The organism is Halomonas ventosae (assembly GCF_004361885.1).
Classification (GTDB): domain Bacteria; phylum Pseudomonadota; class Gammaproteobacteria; order Pseudomonadales; family Halomonadaceae; genus Halomonas; species Halomonas ventosae_C.
The window spans coordinates 147,499-171,230 of sequence record NZ_SNWH01000003.1 but is presented as its reverse complement, the minus strand read 5'-3'; the positions used below and the strand labels follow the sequence as shown (position 1 = coordinate 171,230).

The window sequence follows — 23,732 nt, the reverse complement described above, 5'->3', positions numbered from 1 at the left end:
GCTCAACGCATCCCAGCGGAATCGTCGCCGCTGGCAGGGTCATCGCTCTGTTTGCCGCTGCCGCCCATGCCACGCCCGCGCAGGATTCGCTTCTCCATCTCCACGATTAGGTAGATGGCCAGGCTGCCGGCCAGGATTACCCCCCAGTGGCCGAGGCTGAGCCCCTCGCTGCCGAAGATCGCCTGCATGAAAGGCAGGTAGGTCCAGCCGAGTTGCAGAGTCACGATGATGGCGATGGCGCCCCAGATCGGCCTTCCGCCGAACAGGCCCGAGAGCGACAGGGTGCTGTTGACCAGCAAACGGCTGTTGATCAGGTAGGCGGCGCTGCCCATCACCAGCATGTTGACGGCGCCTGCACGGGCGAGGGCATCGCTGCCGCCCTGGGCCTGGATCCAGGCAAACATGCCGAATACCCCTGCCAGTAACAATACCGAAACGAATACCACCCGCCACAGGAGGAACAGATCGAGAAGCGGTGCGGCGGGGTCGCGAGGGGGGCGCCGCATGATGTTTGGCTCGGCCTTCTCGAAGGCCAGCGCCATGCCGAGGGTGACCGCCACCACCATGTTCACCCACAGTGCCTGCAGCGGCGTGATCGGCAGGGCCACGCCGGCGATGACCGCCAGCATGATCGATAATCCCTGGCCACCGTTGGCGGGCAGGATGAAGGTGATCGTCTTGCGGATGTTGTCGTAGGTCTTGCGTCCTTCCTCGATCGCGGCGGCGATGGTGGCGAAGTTATCGTCGGCGAGCACCATCTCGGCGGCTTCCTTGGCGGCCTCGGTGCCCTGGATGCCCATCGCTACCCCGACATCGGCACGCTTGAGCGCCGGGCCGTCGTTGACCCCGTCGCCGGTCATGGCGCAGACGCCGCCTCGCGCCTGCATCGCCTCGACCAGGCGCAGCTTGTGTTCCGGGGCCACCCGGGCAAAGACATCCACCTCCTGGATACACTCCTTGAGCTCCTCGTCGGACATCGCCTCGATCTCGTGGCCGCTGATGGCCCGGTCGACGTGGGCGAACCCCAGCCGTTCGGCGATGGCCCGGGCGGTGACGGCATGGTCGCCGGTGACCATTACCGGCCGAATGCCGGCGTTCAGACAACGCTTCACGGCATTCATGGCCGCCTCCCGGGGCGGATCAAAAAGCCCTACCAGGCCAAGCAACACCAGATCCTTCTCCACGTGGTGCTCGGTGAGCTCACCGTCGATTTCGTCGAGCGTCTTCTCGGCCAGCGCCAGCACCCTCAGGCCGCGGGAGGAGAGTTCATGGAGGCGTTGCTCCCATGTCTCGCGGTCGAGCTCCTGGTCGCCGTCGTCGCTGCGTTGTCGCCGGCACATCGCGAGCAGACGATCCGGCGCGCCCTTGACCAGCAGGGTGTATGCGCCTTCCCCATGGTGGAGGGTAGCCATGTACTTGTGTTCGGAATCGAAGGGGATGGCATCCTGTCGGACGTGATCATCGCGCAGCCTGTCGGCGTCCAGGCCCGCCTTGGCGGCTGCCACTACCAGCGCGCCTTCGGTGGGATCGCCCTGGATCTGCCAGCGCCCTTCCTCCTTGGCGAGTCCTGCGTCGTTACACAGCACGCCAGCCTCGAGGAAGTGGCGAAGGGCGGGGGAGTCCTCGACCTTGAGTGCAGCGATACGGGTTTCGCCGTCTGCCACCGCATGGAAGTCGCCCTCCGGGGCGAACCCCACGCCGTCTATGGCGATCTCGCCGTCCGGCAGCCAAAGCGCCTGAGCGGTCATCTCGTTACAGGTCAGGGTGCCAGTCTTGTCAGAAAAGATGGTGGATATCGAGCCCAGGGTCTCCACGGCCGGCAGACGGCGGATGATGGCGTTGCGCCGGGCCAGGTTCCGCACTCCCAGCGCCAGGGTGATAGTGACGATGGCCGGCAGGCCCTGGGGAATGGCGGCCACCGCCAGGGCGACCGCCGCCATGAACATCTCAGTGGCGGCCTCGCCATGCCAGACGATGCCGATGGCGGCGGTGAAGGCGGCCGCGGCGATGATGGAGAGGGCGAGCACGCGCCCGGCGCGGTCGAGTTGCTTGAGCAGCGGGGTCTTGAGCTCATCCACCCCGCGCAGCATCTGCGAGATGCGCCCGATCTCGGTATGCTCGCCGGTTTCCACCACGAGCCCGCGGCCCGAGCCATGGACCACCAGGGTGCCGGAGTAGGCCATACTGTGACGATCGCCCAGTGCCGCGTCGGTGTCCACGGCGTCGCTGGACTTGTCGACCGGAGTGGATTCGCCCGTCAGCGGGGCTTCGTCGCAGCGCAATTGCCGGGCCTCGAACAGGCGCAAGTCGGCGGGTACGCGATCACCATCCTGCAGGGTCACGATATCGCCCGGCACCAGCGCCTCAGCATCGATTGTCCGGCGCTTTCCGTCGCGAATCACCTGGGCCCTGGGCGAGAGCATGTCGCGGATGCTCTCCAGGGCCTGTTCCGCCTTGCCTTCCTGGATGAGCCCGATCAGCGCGGTGATCAACACCACGCCGAGGATGGCCGCGGCGTCAAGTACCTGGCCCAGTGCCAGGCTCGCGCCGGCGGCCACCAGCAGGATCAGCATCAACAGGTTGTTGAACTGCTCGAGGAAACGCTTCCACCAGGACGTTGTCTGCTGCTGCTTAAGCCGGTTGGGGCCATATCGCTCAAGGCGCTGCTCTACTTCCTGCGGGCTCAGGCCTTGCGTTCGGCTCTCCAGCCGGGACAGCGCCTCGTCGGGCGAAAGGGCATGCCAGTCGACAGCTCCGTTCTGGGAGTGATCGGTCATTCTCGTCCTCCGATGGGCAGCGAATCCCTCTTAGATCTATCACATCGCATGCTGCACTGCAGTGATTCATAGTAGCTTTGCTCGCCTGTCGCTGTCATCTGGGTGCTTTCGGCTGTCGGCTGGCCGTCGGGCAGGCCAGCCCGTAAACTGCTCGGCAGTATGCCGATACGGCCTCATCTTTCCTTGTTCTGGAGGCTCACATGGCCCTGTGCCCCTCGAAACGCATCAACAAGTACATCAGCGAGAGCGGAATGTGCTCGAGACGTGAGGCGGACCGCTATGTGGAGCAGGGCAGGGTGCATATCGACGGCCGGCGCGCCACGCCTGGTGATCAGGTCTTTCCCGGCAGCGTGGTGAAGGTCAACGGTCAGCGGGTCGAGCCGCTGGCACTGGAGGGCGAGGACCTGGTGTTCATCGCGCTTAACAAGCCGGTTGGCATCGTCAGCACCACGGACCCCGGCGAGAAGGCCAACATCGTCGACTTCGTCGGCCACGGCGCACGGATCTTTCCCATCGGCCGGCTGGACAAGGACTCCCAGGGGCTGATCTTCCTGACCAACAATGGTGACCTGGTCAACCGCATCCTGCGAGCGAGCAACCAGCACGAGAAGGAGTACCGGGTCACCGTCAACCGGCCGATCACCGACGACTTCATCGCCGGCATGGGCGCAGGGGTGCCGATTCTCGGCGAGGTCACCAGGAAGTGCCGGGTGGTCAAGGAGTCCCGCTTCGTCTTCAACATCACCCTGATACAGGGGCTCAATCGCCAGATCCGGCGCATGTGCGAGGTGTTCGGCTTCGAGGTGGTGAAACTCGAGCGGATCCGCATCATGAACGTCTCGCTCAAGGGGTTGGCACCAGGAGAGTGGCGGGATCTGACCGCGCAAGAGGTGGCGACGATCCTTGCCCGCACCGAGCACTCCTCGTCCGAGGTTCTACCTGGCCGTCGCTCGGCCCGGCGCCAGGCGGGCAAGGGCAGCAGAACGGGCAATGCCAAGCCAGGCCCCGGCAAGCCCTCCCTGGCCCGCAAGCCAAGAGCCAAGCCGGCCAAGGGGCTACGCCCGACAGGCGGCGGTCCGTCCGGCAAGCCCCGGGGCAGGAAGTAACACGTCGTCATGGCTGAAATGAACAGGGCGGCGAGCTAGCGGTGCCATCACTGGGGAATTTCGCCGGGCTCCCGGTATGTCACGCCCTCGGCCTGGCGTTCCTCTCGGGTCTTGGTCTCGTCCTCGGCGGGAACGCCCCAAACGGTTTCCTGGCGGCCGTCTTCCCAGGTGTAGGTGGTGCAGCCGGCCAGCAGGGCGAGGGTCAGCACGCCGGCAACAGGCTTGATCGATCGATGCATCATGAGCTCCTTGGGGGAAGAGGTCAGCCGTGAGAGATCGCGCCGGAATAGCCCAACAGGATCGGCACATAGACGACCAGCAGCAGCACGCCAATCAGTCCCAGCAGGTAGGGAAGAATGGCGCGGGTGATGCGCTCCAGCGGCAGCTGGGTGACCGATGAGGCCACGTAGAGGTTGATGGCCACCGGCGGAGTGATCATGCCGATGGCGAGTCCTACCACGATGATCAGGCCGAAGTGGATAGGATCGATGCCCAGCTGGGTGACTAGCGGCAGCAGCACCGGGGTGAGGATGATCAGCGCGCTGGCGGTCTCGATGAACACCCCGGTGAGCAGGATTACCGCCACCACCAGCAGCATGATCACGTAGGGGTCAGTGGAGAGCGATAGCACCGCCTGGGCGATGGCGCCCGGCACCTGCCAGCTGGAGAGGGTCCAGCTGAGCACCGCCGAGGTGGCGATCACCAGCATGATCACCGAGGTGGTGATCGCCGAGCGGATCAGGATGCGGTAGACGTCGGCGAGGCCCAGATCGCGATAGACGAACAGTGACACCAGCAACGCATAGTTGACGGCTACCGCCGCCGCCTCGCTGGGCGTGAACACGCCCGAGAAGATGCCACCGAGGATGATCACCGGCGTCATCAGGCCCCAGCTCGCCCCCCTGAAGGTGCGCCAGATGGTAGCCGGCGAGAAGGCGGTGCCCCGCGGATAGTGGCGTCGATAGGCCTGGACGATGGCGATGGCGGCGAGACCCACGCCCATGGCGATCCCCGGCAGGATGCCGCTGAGGAAAAGCTTGGAGACCGACTGCTGGGCGATCACCGCATAGATGATCATCGGCACCGAGGGCGGAATCACCACCCCGATGGTGCCGCTGGCGGCGATCAGGCTGGCCGCCGAGGCGGGGTCGTAGCCCTTCTTGCGAAGCTCCGGCACCAGGCTCGAGCCTACCGCCGCGGTGGTGGCGGCCCCGGAGCCGGAGATGGCGGCGAAGAACATCCCGGCGCCCACCGAGACGATGGAAAGGCCGCCCTTGAGGAAGCCGAACAGCGAATCGGCGAAGGCCACCAGCTTCTCGCTCACCTTGCCCTGGGCCATCAGGTCGCCGGCGAGGATGAACATCGGCACCGCCACCAGAGCGAAGGAGTTGATGCCCTGGAACATCTGCTGAGGCACCACCATCAGCGGCACGCCCTGAGCATGCAGCGCCACGAGCACGCTGGCGCCGATGGCCAGCGCAATGGGCACACCGAGCAGCATGAACACGAAAAACAGCGCGAAGAGCAGGACGGTCATGGCTCGCGCTCCATCGATGCCGTCGGGTCAGGGCGCTCGCCATCGTCGCCGAGCATCAGGGTGACGATATCGACCAGCGCATACCAGGCCATGAGCGCGGCGGCTAGCGGCATGACGGCATAGACCCAGGTCATGGAGAGGCGCAGCGAGGCGGACTTCTGGAAGCTCTGCACCTGCATGTACTCCCAGCCGATGGCAATCAGGGCGAGCAGGAAGCCCAGCGTTACCAGCAGGGCGGCGATGCGCGCCAGCCGCCGGGGGAGGCCGGGCAGCGCGTCGACCATGAAGGTCACCGCGATATGCCGTCCACGCTGGAAGGCCAGGGTGGCAGCGAGGAAGGTGATCCAGACCAGCAGGAAACGGGCCACCTCCTCGGTCCAGCCCACGGCAGTGAAGGCGACCCTGGAGACCACCTGCAGGGTAATGATACCGATCAATGCCGCCATCGCCATGCAGACCACAGGGGCGATGACGGCGTCCAGGGTTCGCTCACTCCAGCGCAGCGCTCGTAGCAGGGAAGGGGCGAGGTCGTGCACTTACTCGAGCGCCTCCTGGATGCGCGGCAGGGTGTCACCGAACTGCTCGCCGTACTTCTCGTAGACCGGGACTACGGCCTGCTGGAAGGCGGCAATATCGGGTTCCTCGACGATCTGCATGCCCGCCTCGCGCAGGTCGGCCAGCTGCTCGGCCTCTATCTCGGCATTCATCCGACGCTCGTGCTCGGCGGCCTCCTGGGCGGCCTGCTCCAGCACGGTCTGCGCCGGTTCAGGCAGCGTGTTCCAGGCGGGCATGCCCATCACGAAGATGGCTGGCGCATAGGTATGGCGTGACAGCGTCATGTAGTCCTGGGTCTCATAGAGCTTGAAGGAATGAATGACGTTGATCGGGTTCTCCTGGCCGTCGATGGTGCCCTGCTGCATGGCGGTCAGCGCCTCGGTCCAGGCCATGGGAATGGCATTGGCCCCCAGTTCACGGAAGGTGTCGACGTAGACCGGGTTCTCCATCACACGGATGCGCAGTCCGGCGATATCCGCTGGGCTGTGAACCGCGCGCTCACTGTTGGTGAGGTTGCGGAAACCGCGCTCGGCATAGGCCAGGCCCTTGAGGTTGACCTCACTGAGGCGGTCCAGCAGCTCCTGGCCGATCGGACCGTCGAGCACCGCGTAGGCGGCCTCCGGGGTGGGAAAGAGGAAGGGCAGCTCGAAGACCGCCATCCCCTCGACGAAGTTGGCCACTGGCCCATTGGTGATCACGCCCATGTCGACGGTGCCGATCTGCATGCCCTCGAGCAGGGTGCGTTCGTCGCCGAGGCTGGCGTTGGGGTAGATGTCGATGTTCACCTTGCCCTCGGTGCGCTCCTCTACCAGTTCCTCGAACTTCTTGGCGGCGATGTGGAAACCGTCCTGCTCGTTGACCACATGGGCCAGGCGCAGGGTGACGGGATCCATGTCGTCGAACTCGGCGGCATTAGTGCCGGTGGCCACCGCTAGCGAGACGGCGAGCGCCAGCGTATGGCATGCATAACCTTTCATTGTCATTTTCCTTTGGTGAGTCAGTGGCTTGAAGAGCATGCCTGAGGCGCGCGCCGGCGGTCAAACGAGACCTCGGCACGCCTTACAGCAGGAGATACATGACATGGGCTCCGTCAGGCCCAGCGCGGGGTGACGAAAGGCGCAGCTCCTTTCGTGGCGATGCTCGTTCCCGTCGATAGACTCGGCCGCCGCCGAGCATGTATGCCCTTATACGAACTCGGGGTCGTCGGTCCTGACGGTAATCGGCTCCTCCTCGCCGGGCACCGTCACAGCGAACTCGCCCCCGCCAAGGTGAGTGACTGAGTGACCTTCTCGCGTGCGGAAGGCGGGTAGGCCGCTTTGGATCGGGCCGGCATGTTGCAGGTCACTGAGATCCCGGACGCTGACGAACACGTCGATGAAATATTCGTTGCCGGCCTGGTCGAAGGCCAGGATGGTTTTCTCGTTGCGGGACACCGGAACACCTCGCATGGATAAGCGTTGGGTTCATTCTAACCGTTGGTTCTGGCCACCTTCCAATGTCTTGCCTAGATCTCCGCCCACATGCGTAACAGATTAGCCAGGCTCTTCGACAGCATGTCAAAGGTGCGGGTCTTGCCGTGTGCCTCGAATTCCTGGCGGCGGGTGGTATCCAGGTCGAAGAGGATCTCCCGCTGCTGTGGGTCACGAACCTGGCTCTGGGCCCAGCCCACGGCGGCTAGCCGTTGGCCACGAGTCACGGGGTCGACACGGTGCAGGGTCGAGGAGGGGTAGAGGACCAGGGCCCCGGTGGGCAGCTTGTAGGTCTGCTCGCCGGCGGTTGTATCGATCACCAGCTCGCCGCCCGTGTAGCTGTCCGGGTCGTTGAGGAAGAGGGTAAAGGAGAGATCGGTGCGCATGGCCTCTTCGGGGGTGGCCATGATGGCATCATCGACATGGTTGCCGTAGCTCATGCCCTCCTGATAGCGGCTGAACATCAGCGGTTTCATGCGTCGCGGGCGGGCCGCCATCTGGAACAGCGGGTGACGCTGAAGGGTCGATTCCAGCTCCTTGCGCAGGCGGACCACCTGGGGCAGGCGGCCATCGGCCTGCTCGTTCTGCTTGACGGTTCGGGCATGCCAGCCAGCCGTTTCCCGCCCATCGCGGTAGGTGGTGTCGGCCAGGGTCGCCTGGACCCGCGACAACAGTGGCGTCGGGATGACCTGATCGATGCAGAGAATCACGGGAATCGCTCCAGTTGAGAGGGAGAGTCTCATTATAAAGTATTGCGAACTATTTGCATTAAGATTTGAGCACGTCAATAATTAGGTGTGTGCCTCGGGCCCAAGGGCCGAGGGTTCTCGCAATCCCTGTGCTTAAGGAAGTTTGCATGTCTAACAGTACTCGCACCAAGCTCTGGGTCGGCGTCGGCGCCTCCGTTCTGCTGGGGTCCAGCGCGGCCACCTGGGCCGATAACCCGCTGCCGGGCGACTATACCCAGGGCCCCGACAGCCTGTTGCTCGCCCAAGTGGACCAGGGTGGCGAAGGCGATGAGGCCGACCATCAGCAGCAAGCCGGTGAAGGCGGTGAAGGTGGTGAAGGCGGCGAAGGCGGTGGTTCGGCGCAGACCTTCAGCATGTTTGACGACCTGGATGCCTCTGTCGGTGGAGAAGGCGGCGAAGGTGGTGAAGGCGGCGAAGCGGGCCAGGGTGTCGATGCCAGCAACCCAGGCGTCTATTACACCAACCTCGCCATGATGAAGGGCCACCTGGCCATCGCCCGCGAGCTCTATCAGCAAGGCGAGCAGACCGCCTCCCAGCCGCACTTCGGCCATCCCCTCCACGAGCATTACGAGCCCCTGGAGCCGGCCCTGGAACGCCGAGGCGTGGCGCCGTTCGAGGATACCCTCGAGGCGCTGATGCATGACGTCCGAGAGGGCGGGGAATGGGGCGAACATGCCGATGCCTACCAGGCCGCCATCGACGCCATCGATGCCGCCATGCAGGACGTCGATGCTGAGCTGCGCGACGATCCGGCCTTCCAGAGCCGTGTCCAGCTGGCCCTGCTGCGCCAGGCAGTGCACGAGTACGAGGAGGCCGTGGATGATGGCCAGTTCGTCAATGTCCTGGAGTATCAGGACGGGCGCGGCTTCATGCTCACTGCCAGGGCGCTGCTCGAACAACACGCCGAGCTCTTCAAGGCCAGCGACGAAGCGGCCTACGCGGAGCTGATGGCGGCCTATGACCAGGCAATGGCCGCCTGGCCTTCCGCCGTGGCGCCCCAGAACCCGGTGATGAGCTACGGAGAGCTCTCCGCCAACACCTTCAAGCTGGAATCGCTGCTCGGCCGTTACTGAGCCCGCCACGCGGGCCGGCTCGTCCATCCACTGGTCGCGCCGGCCTGGAGTCCCGTGTATACCAACGGCAAAGTCGTTGCGCTTGTGCAGGCGTGCCACCACCATGTGGGTCCGCCTCCAGCTGCTGCAAGTGTCTTGGCCCAATGCCATACTCCATGACCTTCGACTACCACTCCGACCTCATCGGCGGCTCGTTGATGGTGCGCGAGAGCCGCATCGTGGCCGAGCTGCTGCTGGCCGGTGTCGATAACGCGGCCTGGAAGGCAGCCATCATCGACGAGAATCGCCTCCAGAAGTCGCGGCCGGCTTCAGCCAGGCGCATGGCCCAGGCGATCCGCAAGCGCCTCGAGAAGCTCCCGCCGCCGTTCTGGCAGGCTTTGCACGACAGCGACGACCAGCTGGCCACCCAGGTGGCGTTCTGTGCGGCACTGGCTCGGAACCTGCTGCTGGTGGAATTTCTGGAGACAGTGGTGGCCGATGCTTTCGTTACCCACGAGGAAACGCTTGAGCCCTACCAGTGGGACGACTTCCTCGACGACCGAGCCTTCCGCGATCCGGCCATTACCGACTGGACAGCCTCTTCTAGACGAAAGATGGGGCAGGTGGCCTTTCGTATGCTATGCGAAGTAGGCTTATTGGATAATGCGCGTAGCCGTCGGCTGCGACCGCTGATGCTGCGGCCCGAGGTAGTGAGCCTGTTGGAAAGGCACCACCTGATTCGGCTGCTGGACTGTCTGAATGCCCTGGGGCCGCGTTGAACGCCATGGACCCGGGCTGGCGGTAGCGTGCCTGAATGTCAGGGTTGCCGGCGGTCGATGCGGCAAGCCATCGGGCCGCGCCTCGCAGCATGCCAAAAAACGCCTTAAAAAGAATGAGATGCCAAGGAACGCAGACACAGGGATGGGAACCACATGTCACACGCCGACACTCCCCTGGCCAACCGCCAGGCGGCCCGCCAGGACGATCCCCAGCTAAAGGATCGCCTCAACCAGGTCGCCGAGAAGATCACCAGCCCGGCCTTCCTTTCCGGCCAGGGGCTGGGCAACGAGATCGGCTTCTGGATCTTCGACTATCCCCCCGAGCACGAACTGCAGGTTCGCGAGTACCTCACCTTCCTGGAAGGGGTACTGTCCCGTCAGCACAGCGAGCTGACGGTCGACCACGTCAACCTGCTGCGCGTGCTGCGCGACTACCTACAGGAACGCGGCTTTCTCGACAAGGCCATCGCCATGCAGCAGACCAAGGGCGATGCGGCGCTGCTCAAGGCGCTGCGTGGCCCGCTGCACATGGACAAGTTCGCTCCTTTCCTGATCCGACACGCGCTGTCGGAAGACCCCGATATCATTCTGCTGTCAGGCGTGGGTAGCGTCTGGCCGGTGATGCGTGCCCACAGTCTGCTCAATGCGTTGCACGGCCGGCTCGGCCACAAGCCGCTGGTGCTCTTCTACCCCGGCAGCTACGACGGCCAGAGCCTGACGCTGTTCAACCGTATCGCCGGCAATCACTATTACCGCGCCTTCTCACTAGTGCCTTGAGAGCCTTCCATGAAAATCCAGGACCTCTTCCAGAAATCCCTGAACCGCCCCATCAACGGGGTGGTCAAGGCCGACCAGAAGGACCGCGAGACGGTCTACCAGGAGCTCGACGAGTACGTGGTGACCAACGAGCTGGAGACGCACTTCCGTGCCTTCTTCGAGTCCTACGCCACACCGCTCGGCGACCCCTCCATCGCCAACCGGGTCGGGGTCTGGATCTCGGGGTTCTTCGGCTCGGGCAAGTCGCACTTCCTCAAGGCGCTCTCCTACCTGCTCGCCAACATTGAGGCCGAGGACGATGCCGGCAAGGCACACCGTGCCGCCGACTTCTTCGACGAGCACAAGCTCCACGACCCCATGATTCGCGCCGACATCGCCAAGGCGGTGCAGGAGCCGGCGGAGGTCATCCTGTTCAACATCGACAGCAAGGCGAGCTCCAACGACGGCGGCAACCCGATCCTCAACGTCTTCCTGCGCGTGTTCAACGAGTACCAGGGCTTCAGCGGCGACCACCCGCATATCGCCCATATGGAGCGCCACCTGGCCCAGCGCGGCGTGCTGGAGCGCTTCAGGGCCGCGTTCCAGGAAGCCAGCGGCATGGTCTGGGAAGAGGAGCGTGACGGCTTCCAGTTCTACCAGGACGACATCGAGCAGGCGATCAGCCAGGCGCTGGATCTCTCCCCGGAGGCGGCCCACAAGTGGTTCGAGGACTCCGAGGAGACCTTCAGCGTCTCGGTGGAGAACTTCTGCCGCTGGGTGAAGGCGTACCTGGACGAGAAGTCCCCGACCCAGCGCATCGTCTTCATGGTGGACGAGGTGGGCCAGTTCATCGGCAGCGACACGCGATTGATGCTCACCCTGCAGACGCTCACCGAGAACCTCGGCACCCTCTGTGGCGGCCGCGCCTGGATCGTGGTCACCTCCCAGGCCGACATGGACGCCGTGCTCGGCGAGATGACCGCGGCCAAGGCCAACGACTTCTCCAAGATCGCCGGGCGCTTCAAGACCCGCCTGTCGCTCTCCAGCTCCAACTCCGACGAGGTGATTCGCAAGCGCCTGCTGGCCAAGACGCCTGAGGCTCGCGACGAGCTGGCCGGCGTGTTCGAGGCCAAGGGCTCGATCCTGCGCAACCAGCTCACCTTCGACCGCTCCGGCCCCACGCTCAAGAACGTCGATGGTGCGGAGAGCTTCGTCGCCAACTACCCCTTCGTGCCGTACCACTTCCAGCTGGTCCAGAAGGTCTTCGAGGAGATCCGCAAGGTCGGCGCCACCGGGGCGCACCTGGCCTACGGCGAGCGCTCCATGCTCGACGCCTTCCAGATGGCCGCCATGGCAGTGGCAGATCAGGACATCGGCGCCCTGGTGCCGATGCACAGCTTCTACGGTGCGGTAGAAGGCTTCCTCGACACCGCGGTCAAGCGCACCATCGACCAGGCCGGCGAGAACGTAGCCCTGGACGCCTTCGACGTGGAGATCCTGCGCACCCTGTTCATGATCCGCTACGTCGATCTGGTCAAGGGCACTCTCGACAACCTGGTCACGCTCGCCATCACCCGCATCGACGATGACCGCCTGGCGATCCGCGAGCGCCTGGAAGGCACCCTGGCCCGCCTGGAGAAGGAGAGCCTGGTCACCCGCAACGGCGAGGAGTACCTGTTCCTCACCAACGAGGAGCGCGACATCACGCGCAAGATCAAGGCCACCGAGATCACCAGCAGCGACGAGAACAAGCTGCTGGCCGAGATGATCTACAAGGACCGCCTGCGCGACCGCAACAAGTACCGCTACCCGCTCAACAAGACCGACTACACCATCGGCCGCTACCTGGACGGCCACACCATCGACGGCCGCTTCCAGAGCCAGCTGCGTGTCGAGGTGGTCTCGCCGCTGGATATCGATTACACCCAGAGCTACTCGGTCCAGAACGGCGAGGCGGGCTGCATCCACCGCAGCAACGAGAACCAGGGCCAGGTGCTGATTCGCCTCGGCGACAACAAGGCCTTCTTCGACGACCTGCGCACCTTCATCAAGACCGAGAAGTTTATCCGCCTGAACGCCGCCTCCGGCGACAACAGCGTGGAGCGCATCCTCGCCGATCGCGGACGCGAGAACCAGGAGCGTCGCAAGCACCTGCTGGTGCGCCTGGAGGAGATGCTCCTCGACGCCGACGTCTACGCCCTGGGCCAGAAGCTCGACATCAACCGCAGCAACCTCAGCGCCCGCCTCGACGATGCCTGCCAGTACCTGCTGGAAAACACCTACAGCAAGCTCGGCTACCTGCAGGTGCTCACCCCCGACCCCATGCGCGAACTGCTCGCGGTGATGACCGCCGACGACATCGGTCAGCAGGCCATCGAGCTCGACGGCGAGGAAGGCAACCCCCAGGCGGTGCGCGAGATGGAAACGTATATCGGCCTGCATGGCGGCGAGCCGGTGCCGCTCAACCCGCTGCTGGAGCGCTTCAGCAACCGCCCCTTCGGCTGGCCGGTGGAGGAGACCCTGTTGATCCTCGGCCGGCTGTATGCCGCAGGAAGGCTCACCTTCCACACCGCCGGCCCGGCGCTGCCCGGCAAGGAGGCCTTCGAACTGCTCGACAACAGCCGGCGGCGCAGCGAGGTGCGCATCCAGAAGAAGCGCCAGACCGACGATGCCGTGCTGCGCCAGGTGCGCAACCTCACCAAGGACCTGTTCACCAAGCTCGGGCCCTCCAGCGAGAAGGAGCTCTACGCCTTCTATGTCGACCGGCTGAGCGAGTGGAAGAAGGACCTGGAGGCCTACCGCAGCAAGACCGAAGTGGGCCGCTTCCCGGGCCGCGCCGCCATCGACAGCACCCTCAAGGAGGTCGAACACCTGCTGCGCATCGACGACAGCTTCGACTTCTTCACGGCGGTGGCCGATCAGCAGGAACACCTGCTCGACCTCGAAGAGGAGTACCGCGACCTTCACGAGTTCTTCACCAAGCAGCTCACCACCTGGAAACAGCTGGACCAGGCGCTGACCCGCTTCGCCCCCAACCGCCCGGCGCTGGAGAAGGAGCCCGAAGCGAGGGCAGCCCTGACCGAGCTGGACCGCATCTACGCCTCCGAAGCGCCCTACGGAATGCTGCAGAAGGTCGCCGGGCTGATTCACAGCGTCGATGAAACCAACACTAAGCTGCTGGAGCAGAAGCGCGAGCACGCCATCGGTCTGATCGACAAACGCATCGCCCGAGTCAGCGCCGAGATCGTCAAGAGCGGCATTGGCACGGCGGAGCTCAGCAACCGCTTGCTGCGCCCGCTGCAGCTGCTCAAACAGGAGATAGAAGCGGCCACCGGCATCGCCCAGATCTACCTGCTGCAGGGCGATACCGCCAACGACCGCGAGCAGGATAGCCTCGACCAGTTCCACCGCGAACAGCTAGCTGAGGCCGAACGCCAGCGCGCCGCACGCAAGGGGGTGGAATATGCCGGCACCCGCGATGACGACGCCAAGCCAACAGGCGGTGCTCCCGCATCTGAACCCCAAACGCCCGCCGGCGACGTGCGCGAAGGCGCCCCGGTAGCCGCCCCCAAGCCCGTCGCCGAGGTCAGCGTCAGCCAGGTGCTCAGCCGCACCCACGAAGGGGTCTACCTGGAGAGCCAGCAGGAGGTCGACGCCTTCCTCGACGCCCTCAAGCGCGAGTTGGAAGGGGCGATCAAGGCGAACAAGCGGATTCGCCTGCGATGAGACATATGATCTCTAGGAGCAAATGTTATGGATAGGCAACACGCCGAACAGCTTCTCAAGACCGCGCTGGACGATAATTCCGCCTCTTTTCGCCCGGGGCAGTGGGAAGCGATTGATGCACTGGTGAATCAAGGGCGAAAGCTGCTGGTGGTTCAGCGCACCGGCTGGGGCAAGAGCTCGGTCTATTTCATCAGCACTCGTATCCTGCGTGACCGCGGCTTTGGCGTCACCATCATCATCTCGCCGCTGCTGGCCCTGATGCGTAACCAGATCGAGTCGGCCAAGCGCCTGGGCATTCGTGCGGAGACCATCAATTCAACTAATAGCCGTGAAGAAGTTGAGGTCGTGAAGAAGGCCCTGCTTTCCGGTCAGGTTGACTGCCTGCTGATATCTCCTGAGCGGTTGGCCAACGATGAATTCGTGCGAACCGTGCTGATGCCAATCGCCGATCGTATCGGGCTGCTAGTGGTCGATGAGGCGCACTGCATCTCCGACTGGGGCCATGACTTCCGTCCCGACTATCGGCGTATCGTCGGCATCCTACGGCAGCTCCCACCTGGGGTGCCGGTGCTGGGCACCACAGCGACCGCCAACGACAGGGTCATCGACGACATTCGTACCCAGATGGGAGATATTCTGATCCAGCGTGGCCCGCTGGGGCGTGAGAGCCTGGCACTGCAGGCGATGATATTACCGGATCAGGCCTCTCGCCTCGCCTGGCTGGCTCAGGTGGTCCCGACGCTCCCGGGCACCGGCATCATTTATACCCTCACCACCCGAGACGCCGAGCAGGTAGCCGACTGGCTTCAGCGTGGTGGCATCGAGGCTAGCGCCTACTACGGCGATGTCAGCCCGCCCGAATGGCTGCGGGCGCAAGGGTTGACCGACAATAACCGCTATCGCGAGTACCTGGAAGATCGACTGCTCCGCAATGAGCTCAAGGTGCTGGTGGCCACCGGAGCACTGGGCATGGGCTACGACAAGCCGGATCTCGGTTTTGTTATCCACTACCAGGCACCTGGCTCCATCGTTGCCTACTACCAGCAGGTAGGGCGCGCCGGGCGGGCCATCGACTCTGCACTTGGCGTGCTGATTGCCGGTCACGAAGACGACGATATTCACGAGTATTTTCGGCGCTCGGCGTTTCCGTCGGATCATGAGATCAATACGGTTCTCGACACCCTGGCGCGTTTTGATGGATTGCCGGTTACTCGGATTGAACAGCATGCCAACCTGCGACGCAGCCAGATCGACAAGACCTTGAAAATCCTCAGTGTGGAGTCGCCCGCTCCGGTGGTGAAAGATGGCAGTATGTGGCGACGGACGCCGGTAGCTTATCAGCCAGACTATCAACGTATTCAGCATCTAACTGAAATCCGGCAGCGGGAGTGGCAGCAGGTCAACGACTACATCAACACCACGGGCTGCCTGATGAACTTTCTGCGCCTAGCCCTGGATGATCCGCAGAGCGCGCCCTGTGGCCGATGTACCAATTGTCTGGGCCAGTCGCTGGTGCCAACTCAGGTCGATCCGCAGCTGATTCATCAGGCAGCGACCTACCAGCGCCATGCCGAGATGGCCATCAAGCCACGAAAGCAGGTTGCCGCCAATGCCTTCCAGCAGTATGGCTTTCGAGGCAACCTTCCCTCTGGCCTGCAGGCACAAGAAGGTCGCGTTCTGTCCCGATGGAATGACGGCGGCTGGGGGCGGCTGGTCAAACAGGGTAAACATCAGGGCCGGTTCGGCGACGACTTGGTCGAAGCCATGGCCGAGATGATCGAACAGCGCTGGCAGCCGCAACCCCGCCCCGGCTGGGTATGTGCCGTGCCATCTCTCAATCATCCGCACCTGGTGCCGGATTTCGCCCAGCGGCTGGCCAACCGGCTGGGGCTGCCTTACGTCGATGCTGTACGCAAGATCAGGCACAATGAGCCCCAGAAAGGCCAGCAGAACCGCTTCCACCAGTGCCGTAACCTTGACGGTGTCTTCGAAGTCGCCAACGGGTTACCGCGAGAACCCGTGCTGCTGGTCGATGATATCGTCGACTCAGGCTGGACATTGACCGTGATCGCCGCTCTGCTGCAACGTGCTGGCACGGGGCCTGTCTACCCTACAGCCCTGGCATCCAGTTCGGTGAATGATTGATGACCCTATCGACAGCCGCACAGGCAACTCTCCTGCTTACCAGCTACTTCAGTAAGCCTGCCAAGGGGGCGGCCAAACCATTGACGCCCACCGAGTGGGGACGCTTTGCCCAATGGCTGCATGAAACAAATCACACACCAGGGGACTTGCTGAGCCATGCCGCGCCTTGGGTGCTGGGCAAGTGGAGTGATGAGAAGATTCCTCGTGACCGGCTTGAGGCCCTGCTGCAGCGTGGTAGCAGCATGGCGCTGGCCATGGAGAAGTGGCAGCGCTCGGGCCTGTGGGTCATCACTCGATCCGATCCGGAATACCCAAGGCGACTAAAAAAACGACTGAAGCATGCTGCTCCCCCCGTACTCTACGGCTGTGGCGATGCTGAGCTTCTCAACGCCGGTGGTCTTGCCGTAGTGGGTTCGCGCAAGGCAGGTAATGATGACCTGACCTATGCGCGCAAGCTGGGAGCGAAAGCCGCTCAAGCCGCTACAGGGATCGTATCCGGTGGGGCGCGCGGAATAGACGAAGCCGCCATGCAAGGGGCGGTTCAGGAGGGTGGCCCCGTCATTGGAATCCTCAGTGAAGGCCTCCTCAAGGCGGCGACCTCCAGCCAGTGGCGCCAAGGGCTGATGAATGGCGGCCTTGTGCTGGTCTCGCCCTACTATCCGGAAGCCGGGTTCAATGCCGGCAACGCCATGGGTCGCAACAAGTATATCTACTGCCTTGCAGATGCCGCCGTCGTGGTGCACTCCGGCAGTAGTGGCGGCACCAAGGCAGGCGCGGAAGAGAACCTCAAGAAGGGCTGGGTGACGCTCTGGGTGAAGCCCTCACAGGACCCGGAAGCCGGCAACCAGCAGCTTGTCAGTGCTGGTGGCGATTGGTGCGCGCAGGAGGTAGACCAGTTAGAGATACAAGCACTGTTCACTCTGCCTCAACCGTCGTCGGTGACAGAATCGTCTGCCGATGACCAAACGATCAGCGCTGCAGAATCTCCCGCTGATAATGGCGATTCCGAAAGCACCGCGGAGCTACCCCAGGCTGACCTTTTTGGTGCCGTGAACGCACCCTTGGAAAACCTGCAGCAGCCCGAACCGGAATCCGCCTTCGAGCCGACCCCGGAGGGACAGACAGAAGAGGAGGCGGGGCAGACTGCGGCCCCCGAAGCAACGGCGACCGGCAGCATGGATGCAGCCGCGGATCCTGCCGAGCAAGAACCCGATGCACGCTCAAGTCAGGCACCCTGGCAAGTAGGCGGCATCGATTTTTATCAGCTGTTCCTGCGCGAGCTGCAACGGTTTGCCCAGTCCCCAAGAACGGTAGATGAGATCGTTGCCGATACGGGACTGCAGAAATCTCAGGTGAATACCTGGCTCAAGCAGGCCGTGGAAGAGCAGAGAGCGGAAAAGCTCACCCGGCCTGTCCGGTACCTAGCAATTCCAGAGACAGCCGATCCCACCGAGGACGATGTGGAGCGCCATGTGCGTCGCTTGCGCGCCCCGCGTACCTTCGAGACATCATCGTAAATGCCGCACAGCGAAAGGCCTCGATGCAGCTCACCGAGGCCCAGACGCCGACCGGGCTCTCCCAGTCCATACGCGAAGAGCATAGCTGCCGTGGGCTTTGCCAAACAAGCGCGGATGTGGCGGCGCCCGTTGCTGTACATGGCACCGTCAGCGACCGAAAGCTCTTGACGCTCCTGCCCATGCATCAAGTGGCCTGTCCCGTGTCCTGGGACACGGGACAGGCGAGAACACCTTGCCCGGCGATAGCAACCCGCAAGATCAGGAATCCAGCATGCACACAGGGAACATCAAGAAGTACGCCCCGAAGGCGCGTACCCGCTTCATCGAGACCATGACCCGCCAGGCCGCTCGCTACGGCATCAGCGCGGGCCACAAGGGCGAGGGCCATGTCGCGCCCGCCGAGGTGCGTGGCGACGTGATGCTGATCAGCGCCCTGGATGGCCAGACCCACAGCTTCCCCAAGGCGTTGCGTGGCCCCCGCGAGGCGCTGGCCAAGTGGGTGACCCGGCTGGGCTTCGAGCAAGCCATGGAGCAGGCGGCCTACAGCTGGTTCAACCGCCTGTGTGCGATCCGCTTCATGGAGCTCAAGGGCTATCTGAATCATGGCCGGCGGGTGCTTTCCCACCCGGACCACGAGGGTGGCTTCCAGATTCTCGATGACTGCCTGGAGATCGACCTGCCTGCCTTGGACAAGAGCCTGGACACCGCCCGGGTGCGCGAGCTCAAGCTCGACGGCACCCAGGACGAGGCGCTCTACCGCGAGTTGCTGCTGGCCCAGTGTCACGCCCTGCACGAGGCCATGCCGTTCCTGTTCGAGCCGCTGGACGACGCCAGCGAGCTGCTGCTGCCGGACAACCTGACCAAGACCGACTCGCTGATCCGCGAGCTGGTCGAGGCGATTCCCGAGGAGGACTGGCAGGACGTCGAGGTGATCGGCTGGCTCTACCAGTTCTACATCGCCGATAAGAAGGACGAGGTGATCGGCAAGGTGGTGAAGAGCGAGGACATCCCCGCTGCCACCCAGCTATTCACCCCCAACTGGATCGTCCAGTACCTGGTCCAGAACTCCGTGGGGCGCCAGTGGCTGCAGACCTATCCGGACTCCCCCCTCAAGGGCCAGATGCCGTACTACATCGAGCCCGCCGAGCAGGAGCCCGAGGTGCAGGCCCAGCTGGACGCCATCACCCCGGCGAGCATCGACCCCGAGACCATCAAGGTGCTCGACCCCGCCTGCGGCTCCGGCCACATCCTGGTCGAGGCCTACAACGTGCTGAAGGCGATCTACGAGGAGCGCGGCTACCGCTCCCGCGATATCCCTAAACTGATCCTGGAGAACAACATATTCGGCTTGGATATCGACGACCGCGCCGCCCAGCTCGCCGGCTTCGCGCTGCTGATGAAGGCCCGAGAGGACGACCGTCGGATCTTCTCAAGAGGTGTCCGTCTCAACGTGATGGCCCTGCAGAGCACTCAGCACCTGGATGCCGGCACCCTGTGGCGCGATCTCAACCTCACCGGCGACTGGCACCAGGGCCAGTCCCAGAGCCTGTTCGAGGGCGAGCAGAAGGAGCTCTCCAGCAACGACAGCACCTACAAGGCCATCGTCGACCTGATCGAGCGCTTCCAGGACGCCAAAACCTTTGGTTCGCTTATCGAAGTGCCCAACAGTTTCGAAGCCCCGCTCAAGTCCCTGCTGAATGTGCTCACCGAGCTCGTTGAAAATGGCGACACCATGCAGAAGACGGCTGCCAGGCAGTTGATGCCCATTGTGCAGCAGGCGTGGGTATTGGCGCAGCGGTATGAAGCGGTGGTGGCGAACCCGCCCTATATGGGCAGCAAATATCAAACACCAGCAGTGAAGAAATACCTGAAAGATGCGTACAAGGGCTACGAGAAGGATCTGTTTTCTGCCTTTATAATCCGCAACCTGGCGTTCGCAAAGGAGCATGGCCAGCTTGGCTTTATGACGCCTTTCGTTTGGATGTTTATTTCCAGCTATGAGCAACTGCGTAAGCGTCTGATTGAAGAGGATGTGATTACTAGTTTGATCCAGCTTGAGTATTCTGGGTTTGACGGCGCGACAGTGCCGATTTGTACCTTTACTCTAAGCAAAGGGCATATCGCCAGCTACACCGGCAGCTATATTCGCCTGTCTGATTTTCGTGGTGCTGTGAATCAAGGGCCCAAAACGCTGGAAGCCATTCAGGATCGAGAGTGCGGATGGCTTTATGAAGAGAAACCGGATGAGCTTAAAAAGATACCGGGATACCCTATGGCTTATTGGGTTAGCCAGGAAATAAAAGACGCATTTTATCATGGGATACCCTTCAAAAAATTAGGGAGCCCTAAGGTTGGAATGCAAACTTCAAATAATGATAAGTTCCTGAGATTATGGCATGAGATCTCTTTTTCAGAGCTAAATGAAAGCGGTGAAAAAAAACCAAAATGGATTAAATATATCAAAGGCGGATCTTTTCGGAGGTGGTATGGAAATTTGGATTATGTGCTTAGGTATAACAGATCTCCAGACTTCATTCTTTCGCAAAATAACGCGTCTATCCTTCCCTTGGAGAACCTTAACAAGCCCAAGGGAACCTGGACTGATCTAACTTCGGGTAAGTTTAATGCTCGATTTGCCCCCGAAGATAGTTTTCATGATATTTCAGGGCATTGCTTCTACCCGAAAAGAGAAGACCTCATGTGGCTTCTTGGGTTTGCCAACTCAAAAGCATTCGATAAGTTTATTTCAATAATAAATTCCTCTTTTCACTTCCAAGTGGGTGATGTTGGTAAAATTCCAGTGTTGAGTTTTGATAGGGAAAAGGTTGGATGTGTTACGCGCAAGCTAGTTAATATTTCAAAGTCCGACTGGGATTCTTTTGAGAGCTCTTGGGATTTTTGCTCCCATCCGCTCCTCCCGTCATGTGGTAGCGAAGTCAGCCTTAAAGAATCGTACCTTAATTTAGAAAAAAATCGGCGCGAGCTTTTTCTTCAAGCGAAAGAGCTAGAGGAAGAGCTAAATAAAATAATAATAGATTCCTATCACCTTAAAAATGAAATGGAGCATTCGGTTCCTAGCGACGAGGTGAGTCTGAGTTGCAACCCCTTATACAGGCATGGGGGGAGCAAAACTATCGAAGAAAAATTTAATATCGCTAAGAGTGATACTTTTAGGGACCTTGCTTCTTATTCTATCGGATGCATGATGGGCCGCTACTCTCTAGACAAGCCCGGCCTGATCCTCGCCAGCCAAGGCGAAACCGTCCGCGACTATCTCGCCCAAATCCCCGAACCTAGCTTCGCGCCGGATCAAAATGCCATCATTCCGTTGACCGACCAGGAGTGGTTCCCCGACGACGCCACCAACCGCTTCCGCGACTTCGTCCGTACCGTCTGGGGCGAGGAGCACCTTCAGGAAAACCTCAACTTCGTCGCCGAGAGTCTCTCCCTGCATGCGATCACTGCCAAGAAGGGCGAGGCGGCGCTGGACACCATCCGCCGCTACCTCAGTACGCAGTTCTACAAGGATCACCTACGCACCTACAAGAAACGCCCCATCTACTGGCTGTTCAGCTCCGGCAAGCAGAAAGCCTTTGAATGCCTGGTTTACCTGCACCGTTACAATGAAAGCACCCTCGCCGAGATGCGTACCGACTACGTGATCCCGCTGACCGAGAAGCTCGCCGGCTACGTCGAGAAGCTGGAGCAGGACAAGGAAGCCAGCGCCTCCGCCGCCGAAGCCAAGCGCATCGAGAAGGATCTCAGCAAGCTCTACAAACAGCAGGCCGAGCTCAACACCTTCGACGAGAAGCTGCGCCACTACGCCGACCAGCGGATCTCGCTGGACCTGGATGACGGGGTGAAGGTGAACTATGGGAAGTTTGGGGATTTGCTGGCGGAAGTTAAGGCGGTAACTGGAAACTAGAATCGTTGTGATGTATTGAGGTGAGCTCATGATCAAAATATCAATTAACAATGTTGAGAAAGAGTTAAGCGAGGCCTCAGAAAGCTGGATTGCTGAGCAAATAAATCATCATCGCGGCATTGGTGCGGTTTGTGTCAAGGTTTATATTAAGTCTCAGGGAATCGATGTGGCACTTGCGTCTGAGGGATGTGGAAGCGGCCAGTCTGGAGGGCGAAAGCCCAATACAGATGAAATGATGCTTGTTGATGCTTGGCAGCAGTTTCAACTTGGCAGCTCACCAATAAACACGGGTCGACTAATAGCATTCCTGAAGCAGATTGATCGCTATACGTAGCAGTAGTAAGTAACTAAGCATTACCCCCACTAAACATCAGAGGCCCAATATGGCAAAGTTGGTTTTTTCTTACTCACACACAGACGAGGAGCTACGTAACGAGCTAGAAAAGCACTTGTCTCCTCTGAAGCGAATGGGGAAAATTGATGCTTGGCATGATAGAAGAATTGTGCCAGGAGAAGAGTTTGAGGGGCAAATTAATAAGAATTTTTTAGAAGCTGATATTGTTTTGCTTCTAATAAGTAGCGATTTTATAGATTCCGATTATTGCTTCCAGGTAGAGATGGAAAGAGCTTTACAGCGACATGATCGCGGCGAGGCTGTAGTAATCCCTGTTATCCTCAGACCCTGTGCTTGGCATCAACTGCCATTTGGAAAACTCTTGGCTGCTACGAAAGATGGCAAGCCGGTTGTTCAGTTTCCTAGTTACGATGAAGGTTTTGTTCAGGTTGTCGATTCCGTTTCAAGAGCCTTGGACAAAGTTGGTGCTCAACCTGATGAGCGTAACCCTTTGGGCACGGAGGCGTCGAACATACAGAGCTCTCCTATTATTACGTCCCCTCGTTCTAGCAACTTGGCTATCCCCCAAAAAATCACTGACTTGGACCGCGACCGTGCTTGCAAGGAAGGGTTTGAATATTTGGTTAGATTCTTTGAAAATTCTCTTGAAGAACTTAAGAATAGAAATTCTGGCTTGGATGTTGATTTTCAGAAGCGTGACGCAGACTCTTTTTCATGCGCCGTTTATCAAAATGGGAAAAAGGCTTGTCAATGTGGCATATGGAGGAATGATAGAAATTCTGGGTTAGGCGATATTTGTTATAGCCAGGGTGAGATATCGAAAAACTCTTGCAACGAAAGCATGACTATAGATGATAATGGGCAAGTGATTGGTTTTCGCCCTCTCATGGGCAGTTATATAATGACCGGAAATAGGGATGCTTTGATGACGAATGAAGGTATGGCCGAGCATTTCTGGGGGATCTTTATTTCTCCATTGCAAAATACAAATAGGTTTTGATTCATGAAAGGAGAAAAACAATGTGTCGGGTTTTCTTTATATTAATACTCAAGATCCCACATTGGGGCCGAGCCAATATTTTTTTACTGAAGGCAATCGCCTAGTCTTGTGGCACGACGCCTTAGGCCACTTTGCCGAAGCGCTGGATTAAGCTCCCAGGATGGCGTGCAGATCCTCAACATGGCGGGGCAGTCCACCTTTGGTGTGAAGCTGCGCCTGGAGCTGGAGGTGCCGGAGACGCCGACGCTGCTCTAATTCCCCTACGCCGAGCCGGCGCCGGAGCA

17 protein-coding genes are annotated in these 23,732 nt (G+C 61.2%); 10 read left to right on the top strand and 7 right to left on the bottom strand.

Annotated features, from left to right (window positions below):
* Positions 1-2: 2 nt before the first annotated feature.
* Positions 3-2,777 carry a cation-translocating P-type ATPase gene (locus DFO68_RS04000; RefSeq protein WP_133482291.1) on the bottom strand — a complete coding sequence of 925 codons (2,775 nt, stop codon included), beginning with the start codon at positions 2,775-2,777 and terminating at the stop codon, positions 3-5.
* A gap of 200 nt (positions 2,778-2,977) precedes the next feature.
* On the opposite strand from DFO68_RS04000, the gene rluF reads away from it, so the two are divergent.
* Positions 2,978-3,883: a 23S rRNA pseudouridine(2604) synthase RluF gene (gene rluF / locus DFO68_RS03995; protein ID WP_133482289.1), complete on the top strand. Its 906-nt coding sequence runs from the start codon at positions 2,978-2,980 to the stop codon at positions 3,881-3,883.
* 47 nt (positions 3,884-3,930) lie between these two features.
* On the opposite strand, the gene DFO68_RS03990 is transcribed toward rluF, so the two are convergent.
* The 6 genes from DFO68_RS03990 to DFO68_RS03965 form a co-directional block, all read right to left on the bottom strand.
* On the bottom strand, positions 3,931-4,122 hold the full coding sequence (locus DFO68_RS03990) for a hypothetical protein (RefSeq protein WP_133482287.1): 192 nt from the start codon (positions 4,120-4,122) through the stop codon (positions 3,931-3,933).
* Between the two features lie 23 nt (positions 4,123-4,145).
* A complete protein-coding gene (locus tag DFO68_RS03985) occupies positions 4,146-5,420 on the bottom strand; it encodes a TRAP transporter large permease (RefSeq protein WP_133482285.1) in 1,275 nt (424 codons plus the stop codon).
* On the bottom strand, positions 5,417-5,956 hold the full coding sequence (locus tag DFO68_RS03980) for a TRAP transporter small permease (protein ID WP_243726406.1): 540 nt from the start codon (positions 5,954-5,956) through the stop codon (positions 5,417-5,419). Before DFO68_RS03980 ends, DFO68_RS03985 begins: the two co-directional genes overlap by 4 nt.
* A complete protein-coding gene (locus DFO68_RS03975) occupies positions 5,957-6,952 on the bottom strand; it encodes a TRAP transporter substrate-binding protein (RefSeq protein WP_133482283.1) in 996 nt (331 codons plus the stop codon).
* A gap of 207 nt (positions 6,953-7,159) precedes the next feature.
* On the bottom strand, positions 7,160-7,408 hold the full coding sequence (locus DFO68_RS03970; protein WP_133482281.1) for a hypothetical protein: 249 nt from the start codon (positions 7,406-7,408) through the stop codon (positions 7,160-7,162).
* A 71-nt stretch (positions 7,409-7,479) separates the two neighbouring features.
* Positions 7,480-8,154: a Fe2+-dependent dioxygenase gene (locus DFO68_RS03965; RefSeq protein WP_133482279.1), complete on the bottom strand. Its 675-nt coding sequence runs from the start codon at positions 8,152-8,154 to the stop codon at positions 7,480-7,482.
* Positions 8,155-8,300: 146 nt separating this feature from the next.
* On the opposite strand from DFO68_RS03965, the gene DFO68_RS03960 reads away from it, so the two are divergent.
* The 9 genes from DFO68_RS03960 (at position 8,301) to DFO68_RS03920 (ending at position 23,448) form a co-directional block, all read left to right on the top strand.
* Complete coding sequence (locus DFO68_RS03960) at positions 8,301-9,266, top strand: hypothetical protein (protein ID WP_133482277.1); 966 nt, start codon at positions 8,301-8,303, stop codon at positions 9,264-9,266.
* Positions 9,267-9,409: 143 nt separating this feature from the next.
* The gene (locus DFO68_RS03955; protein WP_243726405.1) at positions 9,410-10,024 is read left to right on the top strand and encodes a DUF1819 family protein; all 615 of its coding nucleotides are present in this window, start codon (positions 9,410-9,412) and stop codon (positions 10,022-10,024) included.
* A gap of 153 nt (positions 10,025-10,177) precedes the next feature.
* Positions 10,178-10,801, top strand: coding sequence for a DUF1788 domain-containing protein (locus DFO68_RS03950; RefSeq protein WP_133482275.1), 624 nt, complete (start codon positions 10,178-10,180; stop codon positions 10,799-10,801).
* A 9-nt stretch (positions 10,802-10,810) separates the two neighbouring features.
* A complete protein-coding gene (gene brxC, locus DFO68_RS03945; RefSeq protein WP_133482273.1) occupies positions 10,811-14,506 on the top strand; it encodes a BREX system P-loop protein BrxC in 3,696 nt (1,231 codons plus the stop codon).
* Between the two features lie 27 nt (positions 14,507-14,533).
* Positions 14,534-16,651, top strand: coding sequence for a RecQ family ATP-dependent DNA helicase (locus tag DFO68_RS03940; RefSeq protein WP_133482271.1), 2,118 nt, complete (start codon positions 14,534-14,536; stop codon positions 16,649-16,651).
* The gene (locus DFO68_RS03935; protein WP_133482269.1) at positions 16,651-18,168 is read left to right on the top strand and encodes a DNA-processing protein DprA; all 1,518 of its coding nucleotides are present in this window, start codon (positions 16,651-16,653) and stop codon (positions 18,166-18,168) included. Before DFO68_RS03940 ends, DFO68_RS03935 begins: the two co-directional genes overlap by 1 nt.
* A gap of 271 nt (positions 18,169-18,439) precedes the next feature.
* Positions 18,440-22,093: a BREX-1 system adenine-specific DNA-methyltransferase PglX gene (gene pglX / locus DFO68_RS03930; RefSeq protein ID WP_133482267.1), complete on the top strand. Its 3,654-nt coding sequence runs from the start codon at positions 18,440-18,442 to the stop codon at positions 22,091-22,093.
* A 28-nt stretch (positions 22,094-22,121) separates the two neighbouring features.
* The gene (locus tag DFO68_RS03925; RefSeq protein ID WP_133482265.1) at positions 22,122-22,427 is read left to right on the top strand and encodes a hypothetical protein; all 306 of its coding nucleotides are present in this window, start codon (positions 22,122-22,124) and stop codon (positions 22,425-22,427) included.
* A 49-nt stretch (positions 22,428-22,476) separates the two neighbouring features.
* On the top strand, positions 22,477-23,448 hold the full coding sequence (locus DFO68_RS03920; protein ID WP_133482263.1) for a toll/interleukin-1 receptor domain-containing protein: 972 nt from the start codon (positions 22,477-22,479) through the stop codon (positions 23,446-23,448).
* The last annotated feature ends 284 nt before the right edge of the window (positions 23,449-23,732 follow it).